The organism is Flavobacterium shii (assembly GCF_025847235.1).
Classification (GTDB): domain Bacteria; phylum Bacteroidota; class Bacteroidia; order Flavobacteriales; family Flavobacteriaceae; genus Flavobacterium; species Flavobacterium shii.
This window is the reverse complement of sequence record NZ_JAOZEW010000010.1, coordinates 24,494-47,253: the sequence shown is the minus strand read 5'-3', so window position 1 is coordinate 47,253 and position 22,760 is coordinate 24,494. Positions and strand designations below refer to the sequence as shown.

The following is a 22,760-nucleotide window of genomic DNA, read 5'->3' as shown; positions in this document are numbered from 1 at the left end:
AATCCAAATAAAGTGCTGATTCTCCCCTAGCATTAGTATTGGTACTCACATACCGAAGTAAAAAATCCTCTAGCATAAAAACTGCATAATATCACTACTTAATAATATTCTTGACTGTCTCAGAAGAAAAGATATTACAACCAGATAGAACACATAATCGTTTATTTAAAAAAGTATGGAAGAAAATACAGAATATAAATCTTTTGCCTCATTAGAGCAATCCAATCCAGATATTACTGGAATAACAAAATATTATAATACAGTAAGAACGTTGGCAGCAACAAAGAATGATTGTGCTACTGGATCTACTGGAAATACGATAACACTTACTGCTAATGCAAACCAATTTGCGTCAACAATAAGTATTGCAGATGCAAATGCACAAGCCGATGCATGGTTAACTACAAATGTACAAGCCTATGCAAATAATTCTGGAACTTGTAGGCGTATTACTGCATGGAGAGGAATAAATCCTACTTGTATAATTGAGCCCACAACAACTTTATCGAATTTTAATTACATGGTAGTTCGATATAAATGGGCATTAGGAGCTGGAGTAGATTTTGATACATTCACCGGATTTATAAATACGGGTACAGAATGGGATAATAAATATATGGGATATGGGCATCAACAAGGAAATGAACTCCCTAATGGTAAATTAGCTGCAGACTCTTATATTATGTGGGCTGGTGATAATACGCAATCAAATGGCGTCGAAAGTTGCCTGGTCAATTTTAGTAAGATGACTACCGATTACCCTAACTTAAATACGATACAAGTAAGAATGGCTGGTGCCTGGTTCAATTCTGTAGGTACCGGAAATATAGATATCGAAGTTACTACCTACTTGGGGGGAACAATGAGTAAAGTAGGATATGACATTATAAATACTGGAGGAACTCAAGTCCAAAAAGAAACTTTTTCCAAACACATTCCTAAACCACCTAATTGGGTAAATGATGTAAATGCCGTTACAAATATTGGGTATGTAACATTCACTAAAAGCTCTTCTACAGGGCGAATCGTAATAACTTATTAAAATATAAAATATGGGAAATACAGGATATAAATCTTTTGCTTCACTAGAGTTATACTACATCGATGACAATAGCTATGCTGGGACAACAAAAACAAATATAACCACGGATCCAGATTACATAGCACCTATTTTAGATACTGTGACTTGTACACCTAGTCCGAGATATTATAATACAGTAAGAACGCTGACTAAAACAAAAAATAATTGTTCTAGTGGAGAAATCGGGAGCGCTGTTACACTTACGGCTAATGCAAAGTTATTTGTGTCAGAAATAAGCGTTGATGATGCCAATGCTCAAGCAGATTCATGGTTGGCTGCAAGTGCACAAGAATATGCAAATAATAGGGGAATATGTATTATTCCAACGAAAATCACATTCAGCAACAATGTAAAAACCGATTTACTACAACAGATGTGTGTGTCGTTTGATCCAACAGGAACAATGCTATATACAACTTTGCATAATGGTCCGGATTCCGTTGCTCAATATAGATTAAGTACTCCTTGGGATGTTACAACTGCTACTTATTTAAATAAATCTTTAACAATTAATCAAAATGGGGAGTCATCACCTCATGGCCATCACATATCTCCCGATGGTACAAAATTGTATGTTGGAGGTACAACCTCAAATAGTATTTTATATTATACGTTAAGCACTGCATGGGATATTAGTACTGCAGTATACGTTACCTTTTTATCTATTCCAATTACCTTAGATTACATACATTTTAGTAATAATGGTATATACATGTTTTTAAAAAGTCATGGGAAAAATATCCAAAGATATACCTTGGCTACTGCCTGGGACATAACAACAGCTGCATTAACACAAACATTACAACAAACATCTGAAGGTTATGATATCTATTTTAAAAATGACGGTACTAGTCTCTTTACTTTCGATGGTAATGCTCGAATCGTTACTAAAAAGAATTTATCTACTGCATGGGACTTATCATCTGTTGTGACAACAGAATCATTAGACATCTCATCAATTGTCGCGTTAGGGAATTTTGAATCTATACATTTTAGTGATAATGGTTTATATATGTTTATTGGCTCATATTTCTCTAGTATCTATCGATTTGAGTTAAATAAACCATTTGATATTAATGGGACACTAATCGTTACATAAATGATGAAATTGACATGTATAATTTTATTCAAAAAATTAACATCTAATAATCAAATACTATACATCACTTTATAATGCAATTAAAAAATATAAATGAGCACAAATCATAATAGAATAAAGGTAGCCGATTTAGAAAAAAATCAGCCAGACAAAATCCTTATTACAAACGTAGATGGAGAATTGGAATTTATTGATCCAAATATCTTTTTTGTCAACGATCTTACTACTGGAGGAACTGCGAAAGTTTTAACAGCTGAAATGGGGAAAAATTTGCAAAATAGCAAAGTTGATAAAGTCACTGGAAAAAATTTACTTTCGGATAGTGAAATTGCACGCCTCGGAACACTTTCTAATTATACACATCCTTCTAGTCATGCTCCAAGTATTATCGCACAAGATCCTAGTAATAGATTTGTATCTGACATCGAGAAATCAACATGGAATGCAAAACAATCTTCTTTGGGGTTTGTTCCTGAAAACGTGGCTAATAAAAATGTAGCCAATGGTTATGCGGGTCTTGGTACAGATGGGAAATTAATTTCTTCACAACTTCCTTCCATAACGCTAAATGACACCTTTGTAATCGCTTCACAAGCTGCAATGTTAGCATTACAAGTACAAACTGGAGATCTGGCAATTAGAACCGATTTAAATAAATCATTCATTCTAAAGGGAACAAATCCTGCAGTCTTAGCAGATTGGCAAGAATTACTTACACCAACTAGTGCTGTTACAACAGTCTTTGGTCGTAATGGAGCAATTGCAGCTCAAACAGGAGATTATAATGCAGACCAAATCAATGAAACAACAACTAGAAAATTTCAATCTACAAATCAACAGATATTTAATGATGCCACAAGTTCAATTCAAGCACAATTAAATGCTAAAGAACAAACTATAGCAATAGGTACAACAGCACAATATCTTCGTGGTGATAAGACTTGGCAAACGCTTGATAAAACAAAAGTTGGTTTAACCAATGTAGACAATACTACAGATGCATCTAAAAATGTTTTATCTTCTACAAAACTAACAACTGCAAGAACGATTAACGGGATATCCTTTGATGGAACAGCAAATATCACTATCCCAATTAATAGTGCTGTAACGACTGTTTTTGGGCGTAATGGAGCTGTTACCTCTCAAACAGGAGATTATAATACTGATCAAATCAGTGAAACGGCAACTAGAAAATTTCAAACTGCAAATCAACAGTCATTTAATGATGCTACTTCAAGCATTCAAACGCAATTAAATTCTAAAGCCTCTACAGCTGGTGCTGGTGCATCTGGTACATGGCCAATTAATGTAACAGGAAATGCAAATACTGCTGGAGGACTGGCTGTTCATTCTGCTACCAATAATGAATCAAATAAAATTGTAAGGACAGATAGTAATGGCTACATTCAAGCTGGATGGATTAATACAGTATCAGGTGATAATGGATCTAATACTATCAATAGAATTTTCGCATCAAATGATCAATATCTAAGATACTATACCCCAGCAAATTTCATCAGCACTTTAGGATTAGCAACAACAACATCTTCAATTCCATCAAATGCATATAGTGGAACTCCCGTTGCAACATACTTTACAACAAATGGGGTTGTATCTGGTATAAAAGTCAAACTTCCATTCTCTACAAGTTCAGGTAAAATGGTATCTTTTACTGTTAGATTGTATCAATCTTATGAAGCTTATGATATTCAATTTTCTGGTTATTTATATGAAAGTATTGATAATTGGTATTCGCCAAAAGCTGTAATGATTTGTGGTACCAGTTCGATAAATGCTATTATGGGTAAAGATTCTGATGGTAAAGCTTATGTTTGGTTATCTGGAGGTAGCTATTCTGGAGCTGCAGTTTTTAATGTCGTTGGTGGATATAATACCGCAGATTGGAATACTGGATGGTCCATCACAAATGATGCGTCTACACCTAATCAAGCATTAAATACTACCGTTTATCCTACATTAAATACTAATAACTATAAAAATTACTCTGCATTCTCTGGAGTTGTCTCATCAGGCAATGGATACCAAACCGCTGCTTATCTTGTTAATTCAAGAAATAGAATTTGGTCATTTGGTAATGCTGATGGATATGGTCTAAGCTACTTTCAAGGAACTTCTGGTCAATATGGTACCGACTCAATTGGAATTCATTTTGGCAATTCAACTAATGCATCATCAAAATTTATTTTTGCGGGCAATGGTGATTTAATTACAACAGGATTAACCACCAGCGCAAGTTTAGGTATAGCACAAACAAATGGAAATGGTCAAGGACTATCTTTATATAGTAGTGCTGTAAGTGGAAAACCCTCTTATGGGTTAATGTTTGCTACAACATCAAACTATAGCACACACGGAGCTGTAAGTGGAGACTGGGCAACCTATCTTACAATGGATGGTGCTAACAACAGAGGATGGATATTCCGTTTAACCGACACAAACGTTGCAAGTATTAGTGCTACTGGTGTTTTTACAGGTTCTACTTTTGTTGGTCCATTGGCTGGAAATGCCGATACCGCTACAGCCTCAAGAAGATTATCATTTGTTGATGGACCAAGAAATCTAAGTGATAGATTACCAAACACTTTTGCCAGAACTGTAAATTTCGATTTCGTTAATGCTGCAACGGTAGGTGGATCTGGTAACTATGGTGGAGTAATGACATTTGCTCCATGGGATGGTCTCTCTTCTTCTACTGGAGACTCCTCTTACCAGTTAGCATTTAGAAATGAGTCAGGCATCAACGGTTCTGGGCTTCCAGGTCTTAGATTACGTAAAGGGATTGATACTGCTTGGGGAGGCTGGTATGATATGTTACATTCTGGTAACTACGCAGCATTCTCTGCATTTTCAGGAGCTATTACAGGAGCTTCATTAACAGTAACCGGAGATGTTACTGCTTTCTCTGATGCTAGAGTTAAAGAAAATATTAGACCTATCGCAAATGTAATTGAGAGAATACAAGCCTCAAGAGGAATTGTTTATGATCGAATCGATACTAAACAAAAAGATAATATTGGATTCATAGCTCAAGAGCTTGAAGAAACTTTTCCTGAATTAGTACTTACTCGTGAAGATGGAACAAAAGCAGTTAAATATCAGAATGCGGTTGCAGTATTGTTTGAAGCTATTAAAGGACAACAGACACAAATTGAAAAACAACAACAAATTATTGAAGAGCAAAACAACAAGATGAAATTTATTTTAGAACATTTAAACTTAAAATAATAATGGCATTACCTACAAGCGGCCCAATATCAATGGGAGACATATATGTTGAACTTGGTCAACCTAAACCCGTTTCTGGTTTATCAATTTCATTACGTAGCGCATCAACGGGTGGTATTCGCACGATTAATAACAATTCACTACGTAAACCCGATGGTTTAACACCTCATTCAATGTCTGAATTTTTAGGTTATAATCATACAGCCGTTTCTTCTGGTGGAGGCGGTGGCACTGTCAACACTGGTTCTGTGCTCAATATGACAGGCCATACAATTAGTGCTACATATATGGCAATTAAAGCTAATGGAACTAATGTGGCTTATATAACACTTCCAACATTAGCACATGGAGCTATATTTAATTTTAATACGTCATACACTAATTTGATATTTTCTAATGGAACATTTGTTCTGGATTTATATACCCCAACAGTGGGCTTAACTACATCAAATTATTTTTACACGACAGCAGGGTCAAATAGTACAAATGGATACTTTTCAAATACTGGAAGTAGTTTAAGAGGCACTGTTACATCGTCAGGTCCTCAATATGCGATTAATATAACAATTAAATAATGAAAGTAGTTTATAGTTATTGGGACACTGGTAACGGATTAAAAAAACCTGGTAATTGGTTTAATTCAAGACTAATGTTATCATCCATGATAATATCTGTCCTAAATAGTCATAAACATTATGGTAGAGTTGAAATAGTTACTGATAGCTGTAGTAAATTGTGGATAGAAAAACTAGGATTACCATTCGAATCAATTAAAACCGATCTTGATGAATTAGACAAATATGATAAGAATTCATGGGCATTAGGTAAAATAAAAGCTTACAGTATCCAAAAGGAACCTTTCATACATGTTGATTTGGATGTTATTTTATTCGAAGCATTATCCGATAAACTTGTAAGTAATGAATTATATGTTCAAAATTTCGAGCCATTTGATATAGACACATATAGTAAAACATATGTACCTTATATTGAATTATTAGCAAAGAATGGAAAAGATTTACCTATTGGTTTTCATGACAGGAAACACGCATTAAACCTAGGCATCTATGGATGCAACAATCTGGATTTCAATCAAATATTTTGCGATTCTGTCTTTACATTCATTAATAATAACGAAAATTATTTTAAGACTTGTGTTCCATTAGATAAATTATGTGTTGTATGGGAACAGTATTTCTGTGCCGTTATTGCAGATAAAATGGGATTATCCATAGGTACAGTAATCGATCCCAATTATAAATTAGCCACTGAATCCGGATATACACACTTATTAATTGATAAGTACAATGAAAAAGTAGCTAACAATTTTAATGAACATATAAAAACTACATATCCTGAATATTATGAATCCATAAATGAATTACTAAAACTAAAAGATACAAAATTGTCTTAGGACACATTATTTGATAACAGTACTTGTTACAGAATAACAGTACTAGATAAAAAAGTAATAGCAATTATTGGGCACCAGCTTACAATATTAACCTCCAAGCATTACTCTCCAAATGCATTAGTTAATCCTATTCACTAGTCTATTAATACAGAAAATATTATTTGAAAATTCATTTCTATCAAAAATATTGTTACTCTTCTTGAGACTATAGACAAGTCTTAGAATCTACTGGCTATAACAAAAAAAAAATTAAAACATATAAAATGAGCACCAATCATAACAGAATAAAGGTCGCCGATCTAGAAAAAAATCAGCCAGACAAAATCCTTATTACAAACATTGATGGAGAATTGGAATTTATTGATCCAAATATCTTTTTTGTCAACGATCTTACTACTGGAGGAACTGCGAAAGTTTTAACAGCTGAAATGGGGAAAAATTTGCAAAATAGCAAAGTTGATAAAGTCTCTGGTAAAAATTTACTTTCAGATAGTGAAATTACACGTCTCGGAACACTTTCTAATTATACACATCCTTCTAGTCATGCTCCAAGCATTATCGTCCAGGACCCAAACAATAGATTCGTAACGGATGCTGAGAAATCAACATGGAATGCCAAACAACCTTCTTTGGGGTTTGTTCCTGAAAACGCAGCTAATAAAAATGTAGCCAACGGTTATGCCGGACTTGGTACAGATGGAAAATTAATTTCTTCTCAACTTCCTTCCATAACGCTAAATGACACCTTTGTAATCGCTTCACAAGCTGCAATGTTAGCATTACAAGTACAAACTGGAGATCTGGCAATTAGAACTGATTTAAATAAATCATTCATTCTAAAAGGTTCAAATCCTACAGTTTTAGCAGATTGGCAAGAATTACTTACACCAACTAGTGCTGTTACAACAGTCTTTGGTCGTAATGGAGCAATTGCAGCTCAAACAGGAGATTATAATGCAGACCAAATCAATGAAACAACAACTAGAAAATTTCAATCTGCAAATCAACAGATATTTAATGATGCTACTTCTAGTATTCAAACGCAACTAAATTCGAAAGCTTCGTCTACAGGTTCAGGGGCATCTGGTACATGGGGAATTAACATAACCGGAAATGCAAATACTGTAGGAGGTATTGCTGCTGGCTCATTTATGAGATCTGAAAATACTAATGGGTATTACGGAATGGCAAGACCTTCAGACGGGAATACAACAGATTGGATCAGGACAACAATCAGTGGTTTAATTCCATATCAATCCGGAAATTCTGGAAGTATAGGTACATCATCTTGGAATTTCAATACAATTTATGGTGTCACATTATATGAAAACAATATATCACTAGCTAGTAAGTATTTAGGAATTAATGCTAATGCTGTATCGGCAACTAATCTTTCTACAAGTAGATTTAATTGGAATACCAATGGCACAAAAAGTGCAGTTGTAGGCCAACTTAGTTGGAATAATTATGGAAATGGTCATACTATTTTTGATGCATCTTCAACACAATCCCCCGATAATACAACTATAAACAATACTAATTCTCAAATAGCCTGGACTCCATCTTTTCCCTCACTCATGGGGTGGAATGGGGTTAATACTTATGGGGTAAGAGTTGATTCTTCTAGAATTTCCGATAGATCGGCAAGAGCAAATGGTAATCTTTATATTGATGATGATTATGGTTATGGAATAGTTGGAAAATATTCAGACACAAGATATCAGGCTATTTATGCAATGGGTGATGCCTATAAATTATCAAGTGACGGCTCTTCTAGTAGTAATTGTTATGGATTAGCCTGGACACACTCTAATATTGGTGATCAGTCCAAGGTAGGATTAAGCCATCAATTATTGGTAATGGAGGCAGGTGTAACTAAAACAGCAATAGGTACTGGTATTTGGACATCAGGAACAGTTAGTGGATTAAGATTTTATGCTGGTTATGATGCTGGTGTCGCTAATTCTTTTTCTTGCGATGGATGGTTCAGATCAGGTGGATCATCTGGTTGGTATAGCTCCACGTTCGGAGGTGGGATCTGGATGCAAAATACTACCAATGTGGAAATTTATGGAAATAAGCAATTGTTAGTCAATAATAATATCATGTCCACAGGTGATGTAATTGCCTACTATTCTGATGAAAGATTAAAAACAAAAAAAGGTACTATAATTAATGCATTGGATAAAGTCAAAACGCTAAATGGATTTTATTATGAAAACAATGATCTGGCAAAAAGTTTTGGCTATGAATCTAATAACTTACAATTAGGTCTTTCTGCTCAGGAAGTACAAGCTATTTTACCCGAGATTGTTACGATGGCACCATTTGACAGAGAAGTTTTAGAAGATGGAACAGAAGTTTCTAAGTCAGGAGAAAACTATTTGACAGTAAATTATGCTAAGATAGTTCCTCTCTTAATTGAAGCTATAAAAGAGCAACAAGCACAAATAGACTTTTTATTAACTAAAAAGTAAATAAATCATGGCTTTAAATTCATCTGGTAAAATATCTATAAGTGACATCTGCATCGAAAAAAATATAGGAGATGGTAAACCATTAACGAATATCTCTCTAACGACATTATCTACTACTAATATTAATTCTGCGAGTATTGCAAAACCTAATAAAATTTCACCACATGGCATCAGTGAATTTTATAGCTATAACCACACTTTTGTAGCCCCATCAATTACAATTACTAATTATAGCGCAGGAAATCTCTATTTTACATTATCCGGTACAGGATATTCTACTTCTGCATTAACAATAAAGTCTAGTAGTACCTCTTCCTCTGGTCCATGGATTTCAAATACTGCAGGACCGTCCTCTCCTAGGAGTATCGTTGTGCCTACAGTAACGACTTGGTATCAAATACAGGATGCAATTACCCCATCAATTCTCTCTAATGTATACCAATATCTAAAGACTGACAACACTCCTCCTCCTGCTCCTAATCTTAATGGATCCTTTAGTAATGCTACCAGAACCCTTAATCTATCATGGAATATTGTAACAGACCCATCAAGCCCTGTTACTTATATGGTTTACAATGATAATTTCCATGTAGCATCACCCGCAATAAATAGTGCGAATTTTTATGGTGCTAGTATTTCTTCAGGAAGAAATTCCTGGACAGTAAGAGCTGTCGATGCTGCAGGCAATATTTCGGCATATAGTAATGCTTTTACATTTATGGCGATTTAAGAAATTTACGTGAATTAACATTAAATAAATATAAAAATGAGCATCGATCACAACAGAATAAAAGTAGCTGATTTAGAAAAAAATCAGCCAAACAAAATCTTAGGCACAAATGCTAGTGGAGAATTAGAATTTAGTGATATCAACAATGTTAAAATAGATAGCTACAACGCTCTTGACTACACGCTTGAAGGTAAAGCATTAGATGCCAGACAGGGTAAAATCTTAAAAGATTTAGTCGATAATGCTAGCGTACCACTTGCTTCAGATGCAGAAACACAAATTACTGCAATAGTTCCAGAGGATAAAAAAGTAATAAGCCGATTAAAATTATTTAATTGGTGGACATGGATAAAATCGCAAGCGCAAATAATTTCTGGAATGTGGACTTTCTCTAATAAAGTAACTCTTGTTACCGGTACAGCGATAGTTCCTCCATTAATAATACCTAATGGAGTATTAACAACTGCGCCCCAAAATGGAGCCATCGAGAAGGATTCATTGGGTGCTTTATATCATACATCGGGATCCTCAAGATGGAAAATTCTTGATACTCGCGATATTACAAATACTCAAAATTTTTTATCCACAACATGGAGATCAAATAACTTGATTGCTATACAATTACAAAATCCAAATATAAACTCAACCTTAGTAAGAGAAGTATCCATACCGTCAAATGCCCTTGGAAGTACTGATTATGGCGTTTATCTCTTCAAAACATTTGATGAATATTTAATAAACAATGGAATATATACTTTAACTCCTCCTACTTCACTTATATTTGAAGTTTATTTAAAGGGGAATAATTGTAAATTTTCAGGTAATCAGTATGTAAGGTTATATTCTGTTGTTCGTACAGATACTAATACTAAATTTAGTATTAGAAATAATGAAATTGCAATAAGTACCAATTTGATACAAGGTGGTGGTAATATTTATTCTGGATTGGAATATTCAGAACTTACATATGATAATTTGGGTAATAAATCTTCTGAAATTTATAGACAATATAACATCCAATCGCAAACATACTCTGGCCAATATGGCGATATAAAACTATCCGCAGCAAATATTTCTATTGAATATCGAATATCGGCCGTTTTTGCAGATCCAACAAATGCAAACTTACAAAATGCAAGTATAAGATCAATTTACTACAACTATTCGTCACTTTTTTTAAATTTAAGATAAGACGTATTTGCTATTCATAGCACTAACTTTTACTCAGTCAAACAAATTAAAATAATATATATTTAGATTTGAATATGGGTAAGCAGAAAAATATCTAGCCCTTCATTAAACAAATGAGCCAATGACTTTCAGAAAACGATATGTTTTTCTGGAAGTCATTGGCTTTTTTTATTTGATCATTTACAATCATGGTTTCAGAATGAATCAATAATTCAGTCTTTAAATTATTAATTAAACATTACATATATTCCATGAAAGTGCATATTCCATTTTTGGTTTATGTACATTTTAATTTTTCGATTATAAATACCCAGTATTGATATTGCTTATTTTAGTTCTGAAAACAAAATAGTACATCTCACTACGCATTCGGGTCAAAGATATATTATCAGGCAAACACTCGATGAATTAGTGCAGGAATTAAATCCTGATGACTTTTTTAAAGTGACCAGAAATTATATTGTTTCATTAAAAGCAATCCACAAATTATCCCAGTCTTTCGATTATAAACTTAAACTTGAGCTCACTCCTGCTGTGAACGAAATTGTATTAGTGAGCCGTGAACGAGGAATTTCTTTTAAAAACTGGCTGGATAGCAAATAATACTGACTTATTTGTAGTTGCCCTCAAAACATTTCCAATCAAAAAAAAATCATGACATTACACTTTAGATTAATGCCTTTTTGGTAAGTAAAGATTCTTTTAAGAAATAGTCAACCTGAACTCCATGCATTTTCATTATCTCTTTAACATCCATATAACTTAAAATAAACCCAAGCTTGAAATATACGGCCTGTAGAATAATAGACTTTAGATAACAATGACCCTTTGTAGTCATTAATTTAAGAATTTAAAAAAGGCAAAGTTAAAACTTAACTTTAGATGCGACAGAGCTCGCTGCCACACATATAAATCAATAACATACTGTCTATTTTAAAAGATCAGAAGAACATCATAAAAAGCAAAAATCTTAAACTAGTTTAAGTATTTTTATTAAAGTATGTTATTCCTCGTATGGTCTTTACAGCGCTACATTTGCAGGATAATAAATTAATCTTTATGAAAAATTTTCTTTTATCCACAGTTATAATTTTCACTGCTTCTTTATATGCACAGCAGCTAAAACCAATGCGTTACGCGCTTGAGTCAATTGCTACGCCCAAAAACACGACTCCCTATGGCAACAATACAACAGCAGGCCATTACATAAAATCCGACGATACAAAGATTTATTATGAAATTTATGGTCAAGGAAAACCTGTTTTGATACTGCATGGCGGTATATTTGGCTCTACTTTTGAGATGTACCATTTTATTGACAGCCTGAGGGTAAATCATCAGGTAATAGCAATCTCTACAAGAGGACATGGGAAATCAGAAATGGGAAATCAGCCCCATACCTACCAGCTGAAAGCCAGAGATGCTACCATTGTATTAAATGCCGTAACAAAAGACAGTGCCACTGTTATTGGTTTCAGCGACGGGGGATATACCGGCTATATGCTTGCAAGCCTTTATCCGGACAAAGTCGAAAAACTAGTAGTTATTGGAGCCGGTGAAAGGCATACGGGTGATCCAGCCAATGCTATTACTGTCGAGCAAGCGTTGGCTCTTGACAAACCTTTTTGGGATCAGCAGCTGGCTCTGATGCCTGATCCAAAAAGACTCCCTGAGCTCTTTACACGAGTTGAGGACGAGTTCAATAATAAACTTATAGCCGATGAAAAACTATTCAGTACTATTAAATGTCCCGTGCTTGTTATGATTGGTGATCATGATAATTTTATTTCTGTTGAACATGCCGCCCGCGCTGCTAAATTTATTCCAAAGGGGCAGCTGAGTGTTATTCCCGGTGCAGGTCATGGCGCTTTTCTGGAAAAATGGGCTGTCGCTTGGCCTGCTGTACATTACTTTTTACAACATTAAATTGACAATATAAATAATATAAGATGAGAAATTTATTTAAATATACTATCCTGACGTTTCTTTGTAGCTCATGCCTTTTTGCACAAAAGATAAAGCTTAGTGATAATAACCTCACACCAGTCGGAATCTACCTTTCTCAGAGTAAAGTAAACGGAAGCAAGGTCATAAGGGCAGTTAAAGATTCAACTATAATTCTTGATGATGAAGCAACTTTTGTCAGAATCAACAACCTTGAATTTAGTGAGGGTATTATTGAGATAAAAGTCTTAAGTAAAATACTAAAAAATGCTCCTTCTCACGCGCGTGGTTTCATAGGTATTGCATTTCACATTAATGAAGATAATACTAAATTTGAAGCCATCTACATCAGGCCGGCAAATGCAATGGTTGATGACCAGCTTCGCAGAAACCGATCTACCCAATATTTTGCTTATCCCGACTTCAAATTTACCGACAGCAGAAAAATTGCCCCAGGAGTTTATGAATCCTATGAGGATATAGAGCTCAATAAATGGATATCTATTAAAATTGTAGTCAAAGGAAAACAGGCCAAACTGTATTTAGACGGACGCAAAGAACCCTCTCTAATTGTAAATGATCTGAGGTTTAATAAGGGTGCCATCGGCCTGTTTGTAGACATTGGCACCGAAGGTTTCTTTAAAGATCTTGTTATTGATAAAGAATAATAATCAGCCTACTTAAATCATTAAAAAGTGAATACTAAGTCACGATCTTTTTTCTAATTTTACTCAGGAACTCAGGGGTTATGCCTAAATAAGAAGCAATTTGTGTATTAGGTATCCTATTAACTAATTCAGGATACTCACTAGTAAAGCTAATGTAGCGTTCCTCAGCAGTAGAACTGATATTCTGAAGAATCCTGTTTTGAAAATTGATATACTTACGCTCTGTTATAATCCGGAAGTTACGGTCGAATTTGTGGTAATTGACAAATAAATACAACAGGTCATCATGCTGAATCTGCAGTATAACAGAAGGTTCTACAGCCTCTATATGCATACGGCTTGGTTCGTGTGCATAAAAGCTATGCAGGTCACTTATCCAATCATTTTCTGCAGCAAACTGCAAGTTGTGCTCCTTGCCCGAAGGATCTACTGCAAACATTTTAAAGCAGCCCGAAACAATAAAGAAATAATGACGGCAGAAATCACCTTCCTGCAAAAGAAATCCTTTCCGTCTTATATTCCTCTGAGAGAACAGCCGAACGACCTCTTCGCATTCTTTTTTATCAAGGGCAAAATACCCATTAAAAAAACGAATTAACTGTTCCGTCGGAACGTCTTCATTAACTGATGCTTTATTATTATTCATTGGAGTATTTAAGAAGTAAATATAAGAAATGTGATCGCATGTTTAAAATATTCCGAAATAAATAACAGTTATCTGATTTTCCTTAAATTATCACTAAATTTCCGATTAGTATAGTACTGTCCTATTTTAATAAATGAATTTTGCCTTAAAATAAGACCTAATAAAGGCACTAATAATGAAAAAACTGACCTCGTAGTTTTGGCAATTTATCTGGGTGACGATAAAAAAGAATTATCAGTAAAAAAGGAATAATGGCTCTTCTTACAAAATGATTTAATGCAGGTGATATCTTTTTTGCGCAAAAAATTAAGGATGTCTATTTATAGAAGAATTAAATATAATGATGACCATCATTATTGGATCAGCATTATTTTCCAAAATATAAACTTTAACATATTATTAATTGTTACAATAATTTTTCCATTATATCTTTGCACTTACATTAATGTCAAACTCATGCGTCAAAAAATAGTAAAAGATACAAAAATGGAGGAACAAATTATCGCCGCTGCAAAGCGCGTGTTCTTTACAGAAGGAAAACTTCATGCTACTATGCAGGACATTGCAGATGAAATTGGCGTTACCAGACCAGTTGTGAATTATTATTTCCGAACCAAGGATGTTCTAATGGAAAAATTCTACAAAGAAACTATTGAATGTTTAACAGTGCGTCTTAACTTTTTACTTGATACCGATTCTTCTTTTTATAATAATATTTCAAATTTTATAGAAGACAGTTTTAATGCAAGAAACAAATATCCTTATGTCGATACTTTTATGGTAATTGAAATGAATTGTCGTCCCCTTACCTCGGACTTAAGTGAATATAAGGCTGAAAAATTTATGAAATTTCTAAAAATTGTTCAGCATGAAATGGATAAGGGTACAATTTTAAAAACAGATCCACTTAACTTTTTATTTGATTTGTTTTCCCTGATTACCTACCCTCTTGTTATTGGCCCCCTTTATAAAAATATTTTAGCTGTGGCTGATAAACGTTACAAGGAAGCTATGGCAGAACGCAAAGAAATAATTTTAAAAAGATTATTTGCTAAGTAATTTTTTTGACCAAAAACTTACATCAATGTCAAACTATACATTAAGTTTTTTTTCGATTAAAAACTTACACTAATGTCAAACATAGACTTAAATTATAAAATTAAAGGAAAATTATAATCTAAATATTAATCACTAAAATTAAATTAAAATGGGAAGTATCAAATTAACTTACAAAATTGGAGACATTGAAATTAACCGCTTAGGTTACGGTACAATGCAGTTAACAGGCAAAGGAGTTTTTGGTGAAGTTGAAGATCGGGAAAATGCAAAAAAAGTACTTCAGGCAGCCGTTGCAGCTGGCGTAAACTTTATCGATACTGCTGAGGCATATGGTCCTAAACTGAATGAATCTTTACTATCAGAAGCTCTTTATCCTTATAAAGACGGGGCGCTAATTGCAACAAAAGGAGGTTTTAACAGACCTGGTCCCGATCTTTGGGTGCCTAATGGTACACCGGAACATATTAAAGAAAATATCGAAAGCAGTTTAAAGCGATTAAAGGTAAACACGATTGATCTGTGGCAATTGCACCGTATTGATCCTAATGTAAATGTAGAAGAAACATTGGCGCCAGTTGTTGAAGCCGTAAAAGATGGAAAAATTCGTTATGTAGGTTTATCAGAAGTGACTATTGAACAAATTAAGCAGGTGCAAAAAATACTGCCAATTGTATCGGTGCAAAACATGTACAACTTAGGCGATAGACAATGGGAAGATGTAGTAGATTTCACTGCAGAACAAGGTCTGGCTTTTATTCCATGGTTTCCTTTAGCTTCTGGTCCAGCAAAGCTTGAAGGCAAAATAAAGGCAATTGCAGAGAAACATAATGCTACAACTGCACAAATAGCTTTAGCGTGGTTATTAAAACGTTCAGAGAATATTTTACTTATTCCCGGAACAAAATTTATTGCGCACTTACAAGAAAACCTTTTAGCTGGAAGTATTACGCTATCAGATGAGGAATTTGAAACGCTTTCAAATCAATAATATTAATTCTATCTAATTATCACATAATGGAAACAATACCTATACTAGAAAATGAACAAAAGTCAAATGACAATCGTTTAACCATCATTCGTAAATCTCCAGCATATTGGAGTATTATTATAAATAATCCCCCATTGAACCTTTTCGATCCGAAGATGTTTGCAGAGTTGAACGTTCTTTTGGACAATATAGAAACTGATAACGAACTGAAAGTCGTGGTGTTTGAGAGCGCAGACGAAGATTTCTTCATGAACCATCATGATGTAGAGAATCGAACAACGGTTCCTGATCAGCCTGGTGCAATGCCATTTTTTGGCAATTGGCCAAAATTTGTAACCCGACTTGCACAAGCTCCAGTAATTAGCATTGCAAAAGTAAGAGGACGAGCAAGAGCACAGGGGTTCGAATTTGCGTTAGCCTGTGATATGCGCTTTGCATCAAAAGAGCGTGCAAAATTTGCACTTGTTGAAGTTGGCGGTTCCTCTATCCCAGGTGGTGGTGGTGTTGAATGGCTTTCAGCCTTAGTAGGGCGTTCAAGAGCATTAGAGATTGTTTTAAGTGCTGACGATTTTGACGCAGAGATCGGCGAGCGTTATGGTTTTGTCAATCGATCTATTGCTGATGTGGAACTTGATTCCTACGTTGATGCCTTAGCAGAACGAATGGCAAAGTTTGAAAAACGAGCGTTGGAGACTGGCAAAAAAATGGTCAATGCTAGAGCTGGAATTCCTTCAGAAGGTGACCTTTGGATGTCAAACCATATTCTTCAAGGGGTTGACCTTTGGCCTGAAGCAGGGAAAGCATTTTCCAAAATGTTAGATGCAGGTCTTGGGAAAGTCGGCAACTTTGAATTAAATTTTGCAGAACGTCTGGGAGACCTCCCAACTGTATAAAAACTTATAAATCTGTCTTTACTATTAAAGCCGCATTCATTTCGTTGATTGCGGCTCAAATTACAACATTCAAGTATTGAATGATTCTACAACTTAAAATTAAAAAATATGAGTGCCTATATTGTTTACGTCAGAGATCGTATTACTGATCCCGAAGAATTTAAAATATACCAGGAAACTGCTCCAGCAGCTTCAGCTGGCCAGCCTATAACTCCACTTGCTTTTTACGGTGCCGTTGAAACACTCGAAGGATTGCCCGTAGATGGTGCGGTTATCCTTGAATTCCCAACTGTTGCCGATGCCAAAGCATCGTATAACAGTACTCTTTATCAGGAAGCTCTTAAGCACAGACTTAAAGGAGCTGAATATCGGGTGTTTATTATCGAAGGAATTGAAAAGTGATTCAATACTCATCTTAACTGTGAATATGAGACTGAATGAAAATTTAAAAATTCAAGTTCAGTATTTCATCGGAATTAGAAATTTGGTAATATTTCAGTAGCTACAATAACAATAAAATCATTGAATTTTAAGGGATTAATACTAATTATTAGCTAATAAATAAATTTTACAATGAAAAAAAATAACATCCTTTTATTAATTTTCTTGCTGCTAAATGTAGCGGCATACCAATTAAAAGCACAGTCAATAATCCAGCAGCCAGGATATCAGCGAATGTGGATTGGCGATTTTGAAGTCATTGCCATATCAGATGGTACTGCAATTGCGAATGCCAAAGAAATACTAAATAACGACCCTAGAATTCCTGCACTTTTAAAAAAGGCATTTCTACCTGAAAAAGTGGAATCATCTATCAATACGTTTTTGATTATTTCTGCAGATAAGCGAATATTAGTAGATGCAGGTGCGGGAGATTTAATGTCTCCTGAGGGAGGAATGCTGTTATCAAGCTTGAAAAATGCCGGATATAAACCCGAAGACATAACTGATATATTAATTACCCATCTCCATAGCGATCATTCTGGAGGATTAATCAGTAAAGGGAAAAAAGTATTTCCAAACGCAACGATTCACGTCAATAAAAAAGATTTGGATTTCTGGAAAATTCATGAGCAAGTGAATTCAAATGACAATATCCTGATAACATGGAACAGACCAGCTTTCTTGGCTTTAAAACCCTATATTACTTCAGGGAAATTAAAAACTTTTGAAGACAAAGAGATTCTTTTTCCCGGAATAGAAACCTATGAGACTGCTGGGCATACATCTGGTCATACTGCATATAGACTAAAGAGTGGACAGCAGCAATTGATATTTATTGGTGATCTGATTCACATTGAAGCTATTCAGCTAACTGCACCAGAAATTCTCGACATTTATGATTTCGATAAAACTAAAGCCGCAGAGCAGCGTAAAAAAGTTTATAATGAATTTGCTAAAGGAGAATATCTCATAGCAGCTGCACATATCTCATTTCCAGGTGTTGGACATTTCAGACCAGAAGGGAAAGAGTATGAATGGGTCCCATACAATTACAGCACTACCAAGAAGAATTAACCTACCGTAATAAATAACTCTAAAATTAAATTAGCTGGCAGAATTGGGCAACCATCTGACATTGTTAGAATAGCGATTTTTCTGACTTCTGACGATTCTTCTTTTATGCTTGGTGCCGAACTCCTTGTTGATGGTGGGATGCCTTATTTATCTAAGTAATTAAATCCAAAAGTTTAATTAATCTTATTTAATCAAAAACCATCATATCTTTTGAAGTAAATGTTCCTCAAATTTTAAAAAGACAGACTAACACTGCAACAAAGCCCAATAGCCTGCTAGAATAATGGTTCTGAGCTGGCTATTTTTAATAACAAACAGACTTGTACAGCAATTTTCCACTTAAAAATCTAGCATAGACTGCTAGGTTACATATTGACTAAATGAAGTTTTAGTAGTATTTAGCCAACTGATATAGACAATGTAAAGATAGCGCATTGCTATCTTTTTTTGTTACGTTCAAAAAGGTATCTTTGCCGTTAATTAAAGAAAAACAGTCTCAATTAATTAGAGACCTGTATGTTTAAGAACAATACAACTATCTAACATTAAAGAAATTAACGTAATTAATTATCTCCCTGTAGATAACATATCGTTTTGTATTAAATGCTTTTTGAAGATCTAATGGAGTGATATAAGTATTTTTGTTGGCTGTTATCCCTCTATTTTTTTCGATTATGATCATACTTCAATACATCTGATTCGATTTCCTGTATTGTTTTCTTTTTCCCTTTAGAGATCCATTCTAAAACTTCTTCTTCAAAAAAGTACAGCTTTTTACCATATTTATAGCACGGAATTTTTCGTTGCCTTACAAGAGCGTAAATTGTAGGCTTTGCTTTTCCTATTAACCGGCTTACTTCATCAATACCAATAGGAATACTTTTTTCTTTAGATTCATATACCTGTACATTCTGAATCAGAAGTTTAATCTCGGCAATTTCTTTCACTAAGTGTGCTACTGCTTTGGGCAGGTTCTCAAAAGAGATTTCGTTTATGTCCATTGCTATCGTTTTTAATAGTTATGGTGCAAATAAAAAAAGTGTTTTTGCTGTGTCCTTCTTCACAACAAAAACACTTAAAAAACACAGTGCTTTATAACTATTGGTATTTAAAAATCTGTAAAATCTTCTATTATCTTTATAAGCCCCTTCTGTTCATCATCTTTCAGATGCGTTTTAATGCTGTTCTGTTCAACATCTTTTAAAGCGTCAGCAAAAGTTAATTTTAGAAATTGTGCGGCTCTCTCCTGTTTACTAACTTTAAAACAATTCCAGATATTCCAGCCAAAATGATACAAATCGAGATTGGACAAATCTTTTACTTTTACCGGTTTAATCTTTTCGAAATTTATTTCTTCAGCATATATAATTATATTTTTACTCAATTGTTTCAAATCATTATCCGACACGTACAGCGCGAACTCATGCTTTGCATAACGGATGGCAATATCAATTCTGGCTTGTTTTTGATTTTTGATTACATTTTGCTGCTGCTCCCTTATCTGTTCAATATCTCTGGTTGAATTTTTATTTTCAGACAATTCGGGCTTAATTAAAACATCCTGCCGCTCCTTTTCTATTTTTTCAAGGTCTTCACTTGGAATCAGGCTTTCAGGCGATTCATTTTTTTTCACCTTCAAAAAACGATTCAGTAATCTCTCAGCCAAATCGTTAAGAAATAAACTTAGAATTGCAAACATTAAGATTCCAAATCCAATGCTGATCCAGAAAAATACGCCGGCCGTATATTCATCCGCACCCATTTCTATCAGCACAAATCTTGCGATTGCGCCTATAAAAATACAGACTAAAAAAACAGACAGATAAACTGTAATATATTCAAAGTATTTTGTTTTCATTACGGCTTGTCTTTTAAAGATTCCAATTGTATTGCCTGCGAAGCTCTGTTTTTCTTCTCATCTACTACTTTGGCATAGATTTCAGTAGTTTTTACGTTGGTATGCCCCAGCATTTTACTGACTGTATAAATATCCGTCCCGCTCGATAGCTGGAGTGTTGCATATGTATGGCGGAAGCAGTGGAAGGTAATGTTTTTTTTAATGCCTGCAGATTCAACCCATTTTTTCAGAGGGCGTGAAATCCAGGATGAGTCCGGCAGATCCTCAAAGACAAGCTGCCCGGGCAGCCTCGGTTCTCCGCAGAGCTGCAAAGCCTGCTGGGAAATTGGCATGTATTCGACACCCTTTGTCTTTTTCTGGGTGAAATGCAGTTTAGCCCTGCCAGCTTCCAGGCCTATCTCTTTCCAACTGAGCTTCTGAATATCGGAATGCCTCAGACCTGTAAGCGCTGAGAAAAGTGCGGCTCTTTTAATGACGTCATTTTCACAGGGCGTTGCTGCCACTGCATTCAATTCTTCAATTGTAAGATATTCGCGCCTTGTGTCCTGCTCAGGTATTCCTTTTATTTTTGAAGATAAATCAATGGTTAAATATCCGTCGATGAAGGCCTGTTTCAAAGCCGCTTTAAATATGGCGAAATACGTTCCTGCAGTATTGCGGGAAAGGATTCCTTTTTTGCCTCCTCCGAGAGGCGCAGCCAGCAGAAACAATTTGAAATCTTCCGCCATTCTGCTGTCAATCTGGGAAATCATAAGGCTGCCTCCTGAATAGCTTTTTAAAAATTCTCTGGTCCGCTCCCAATTGATCTGAATGGATTTTGAACTTCGAGCGTGTCTTTTAGCCGCAGCGGCAGCAATGTATTTAATAAAATCCTCTTTTCCTTTTTCTTTCTGTTCAGCCAACAGGTTATCGGCATCGCTGTACAGATCTGTATTATCGTATTCTTTCTGCCGGATTTTACGAACTGCGTCAGCATACAGCATTATTTCACGGTCGCTTTCGCTTCTGCAGAATATTATTCCGTTATCGCTACGTCTGGGTTTATAGGATTTTATGCCCTCTGTATCTGTGCGGGCAGTTCTTTTCTTGTCCCACTCCACTGTTGTTACGGACCTGTTTAAATATTCACGGATTCTCTGGGGAGTCTTCTTTCCGGAAACTTCAACAGGATAGCTTTCTATGTAAATATACCATTCTTTTCGGTCTTCTGCTTTTCGAAGACGCACAGTAACCTTGGTTTTTGCTAGTTGCTTCATAAGAAATGATTTCCGTTATACAATTTATCAATTTCCATTTTGGGTGCATATACGTGCTTTCCGATCTGTCTGGTGGGTATTGAATATTTCCTGATATGATTGTAGACAGAACCTTCAGATATTTGAAATCTCCCGGCTATTTCGCCGATGGAATAGCAGTCTTCTTTTTCAAGGCTGTATAATTTTTTCTTCGGTACGATTTCAGCCTGCGGCAGGCTGCGAGCAGGACCAAACATCCCTTCTATGACTCTGCGGTCTATCCTTACAAGGCGGGTTCCCAGATTAACTGACGGAATTTTTCCCTGGCCAACAAGCCGGTAAAGGGTCCTTTTGGCAACACCAAAAAGCATACCAGCTTCCGGGACAGAAATAAATGCCCTGTTCTCGGGTATTTTATCTGCCAGTGCTTTGATCTCCGCTTCATTTCTAAGCTGCTTACTCTTCTGTTTGTATGCTTTTTTACTGCATATATGCGAGCAGTAAACAGAAGCCACGGTTTTAGGCAAAAATTCCCCGCCGCAGTTAAGACATTGTTTATTTATTCTTTTCATCACCTTTGTCTCCTCATTAAGGTACCATAAGTATACATAAGTGCCACTTCGTCTCCTTTTAAGTGCCGGTACAAATGTGGTACAAATATATGATAAAAAACGATTAAAAAACAGCAAAAACGAAAATGAGCAAAAAGAAAA

Annotated in this window: 22 protein-coding genes; 17 read left to right on the top strand and 5 right to left on the bottom strand. The window is 35.0% G+C overall.

What is annotated here, in order from left to right; translation table 11 throughout:
• Window positions 1–175 precede the first annotated feature (175 nt).
• The 11 genes from OIU83_RS10660 to OIU83_RS10615 all read left to right on the top strand — a co-directional run bounded on the left by OIU83_RS10660 (window position 176) and on the right by OIU83_RS10615 (window position 13,850).
• Complete coding sequence (locus OIU83_RS10660; RefSeq protein WP_264206241.1) at window positions 176–1,042, top strand: DUF5977 domain-containing protein; 867 nt, start codon at window positions 176–178, stop codon at window positions 1,040–1,042.
• A gap of 10 nt (window positions 1,043–1,052) precedes the next feature.
• Window positions 1,053–2,180 carry a DUF5977 domain-containing protein gene (locus tag OIU83_RS10655; protein ID WP_264206240.1) on the top strand — a complete coding sequence of 376 codons (1,128 nt, stop codon included), beginning with the start codon at window positions 1,053–1,055 and terminating at the stop codon, window positions 2,178–2,180.
• 93 nt (window positions 2,181–2,273) lie between these two features.
• A complete protein-coding gene (locus tag OIU83_RS10650) occupies window positions 2,274–5,426 on the top strand; it encodes a tail fiber domain-containing protein (protein WP_264206239.1) in 3,153 nt (1,050 codons plus the stop codon).
• A gap of 2 nt (window positions 5,427–5,428) precedes the next feature.
• Complete coding sequence (locus OIU83_RS10645) at window positions 5,429–6,001, top strand: hypothetical protein (RefSeq protein WP_264206238.1); 573 nt, start codon at window positions 5,429–5,431, stop codon at window positions 5,999–6,001.
• Window positions 6,001–6,840 carry a DUF6734 family protein gene (locus OIU83_RS10640; protein ID WP_319005351.1) on the top strand — a complete coding sequence of 280 codons (840 nt, stop codon included), beginning with the start codon at window positions 6,001–6,003 and terminating at the stop codon, window positions 6,838–6,840. Before OIU83_RS10645 ends, OIU83_RS10640 begins: the two co-directional genes overlap by 1 nt.
• A 263-nt stretch (window positions 6,841–7,103) precedes the next feature.
• A complete protein-coding gene (locus OIU83_RS10635; RefSeq protein ID WP_264206236.1) occupies window positions 7,104–9,317 on the top strand; it encodes a tail fiber domain-containing protein in 2,214 nt (737 codons plus the stop codon).
• Window positions 9,318–9,324: 7 nt separating this feature from the next.
• Window positions 9,325–10,047 carry a hypothetical protein gene (locus tag OIU83_RS10630; protein ID WP_264206235.1) on the top strand — a complete coding sequence of 241 codons (723 nt, stop codon included), beginning with the start codon at window positions 9,325–9,327 and terminating at the stop codon, window positions 10,045–10,047.
• A 36-nt stretch (window positions 10,048–10,083) separates the two neighbouring features.
• Window positions 10,084–11,238: an argonaute/piwi family protein gene (locus OIU83_RS10625; RefSeq protein ID WP_264206234.1), complete on the top strand. Its 1,155-nt coding sequence runs from the start codon at window positions 10,084–10,086 to the stop codon at window positions 11,236–11,238.
• 306 nt (window positions 11,239–11,544) lie between these two features.
• On the top strand, window positions 11,545–11,841 hold the full coding sequence (locus OIU83_RS23620) for a LytR/AlgR family response regulator transcription factor (protein ID WP_404827684.1): 297 nt from the start codon (window positions 11,545–11,547) through the stop codon (window positions 11,839–11,841).
• Between the two features lie 456 nt (window positions 11,842–12,297).
• Window positions 12,298–13,164 (top strand): alpha/beta fold hydrolase, encoded by an 867-nt coding sequence (locus OIU83_RS10620; RefSeq protein ID WP_264206233.1) that lies wholly within the window; start codon window positions 12,298–12,300, stop codon window positions 13,162–13,164.
• A gap of 23 nt (window positions 13,165–13,187) precedes the next feature.
• Window positions 13,188–13,850, top strand: coding sequence for a hypothetical protein (locus OIU83_RS10615; protein ID WP_264206232.1), 663 nt, complete (start codon window positions 13,188–13,190; stop codon window positions 13,848–13,850).
• 34 nt (window positions 13,851–13,884) lie between these two features.
• Here OIU83_RS10615 and OIU83_RS10610 read toward each other — a convergent pair whose 3' ends face one another.
• Window positions 13,885–14,496 (bottom strand): Crp/Fnr family transcriptional regulator, encoded by a 612-nt coding sequence (locus OIU83_RS10610; protein WP_264206231.1) that lies wholly within the window; start codon window positions 14,494–14,496, stop codon window positions 13,885–13,887.
• Window positions 14,497–14,952: 456 nt separating this feature from the next.
• Here OIU83_RS10610 and OIU83_RS10605 point away from each other — a divergent pair, with 456 nt between their 5' ends.
• The 6 genes from OIU83_RS10605 (at window position 14,953) to OIU83_RS10580 (ending at window position 19,113) form a co-directional block, all read left to right on the top strand.
• Complete coding sequence (locus tag OIU83_RS10605) at window positions 14,953–15,555, top strand: TetR/AcrR family transcriptional regulator (RefSeq protein WP_264206230.1); 603 nt, start codon at window positions 14,953–14,955, stop codon at window positions 15,553–15,555.
• A 148-nt stretch (window positions 15,556–15,703) separates the two neighbouring features.
• Window positions 15,704–16,543 carry an aldo/keto reductase gene (locus OIU83_RS10600; protein ID WP_264206229.1) on the top strand — a complete coding sequence of 280 codons (840 nt, stop codon included), beginning with the start codon at window positions 15,704–15,706 and terminating at the stop codon, window positions 16,541–16,543.
• 26 nt (window positions 16,544–16,569) lie between these two features.
• Window positions 16,570–17,436 carry an enoyl-CoA hydratase/isomerase family protein gene (locus tag OIU83_RS10595; RefSeq protein WP_264206228.1) on the top strand — a complete coding sequence of 289 codons (867 nt, stop codon included), beginning with the start codon at window positions 16,570–16,572 and terminating at the stop codon, window positions 17,434–17,436.
• Window positions 17,437–17,544: 108 nt separating this feature from the next.
• Entirely contained in the window at window positions 17,545–17,838 is a 294-nt protein-coding gene (locus tag OIU83_RS10590) for a DUF1330 domain-containing protein (protein ID WP_264206227.1), read from the top strand.
• 171 nt (window positions 17,839–18,009) lie between these two features.
• Window positions 18,010–18,954 (top strand): MBL fold metallo-hydrolase, encoded by a 945-nt coding sequence (locus OIU83_RS10585; RefSeq protein ID WP_264206226.1) that lies wholly within the window; start codon window positions 18,010–18,012, stop codon window positions 18,952–18,954.
• 9 nt (window positions 18,955–18,963) lie between these two features.
• A complete protein-coding gene (locus tag OIU83_RS10580) occupies window positions 18,964–19,113 on the top strand; it encodes an SDR family oxidoreductase (RefSeq protein ID WP_319005353.1) in 150 nt (49 codons plus the stop codon).
• 500 nt (window positions 19,114–19,613) lie between these two features.
• On the opposite strand, the gene OIU83_RS10575 is transcribed toward OIU83_RS10580, so the two are convergent.
• The 4 genes from OIU83_RS10575 to OIU83_RS10560 all read right to left on the bottom strand — a co-directional run bounded on the left by OIU83_RS10575 (window position 19,614) and on the right by OIU83_RS10560 (window position 22,619).
• Window positions 19,614–19,955 (bottom strand): helix-turn-helix domain-containing protein, encoded by a 342-nt coding sequence (locus tag OIU83_RS10575; RefSeq protein ID WP_264206225.1) that lies wholly within the window; start codon window positions 19,953–19,955, stop codon window positions 19,614–19,616.
• 107 nt (window positions 19,956–20,062) lie between these two features.
• Window positions 20,063–20,812: a hypothetical protein gene (locus OIU83_RS10570; protein WP_264206224.1), complete on the bottom strand. Its 750-nt coding sequence runs from the start codon at window positions 20,810–20,812 to the stop codon at window positions 20,063–20,065.
• Window positions 20,812–22,068 (bottom strand): site-specific integrase, encoded by a 1,257-nt coding sequence (locus tag OIU83_RS10565; protein WP_264206223.1) that lies wholly within the window; start codon window positions 22,066–22,068, stop codon window positions 20,812–20,814. The genes OIU83_RS10570 and OIU83_RS10565 overlap by 1 nt, the downstream gene beginning before the upstream one ends.
• Complete coding sequence (locus OIU83_RS10560) at window positions 22,065–22,619, bottom strand: helix-turn-helix domain-containing protein (RefSeq protein WP_264206222.1); 555 nt, start codon at window positions 22,617–22,619, stop codon at window positions 22,065–22,067. The genes OIU83_RS10565 and OIU83_RS10560 overlap by 4 nt, the downstream gene beginning before the upstream one ends.
• Between the last annotated feature and the right edge of the window lie 141 nt (window positions 22,620–22,760).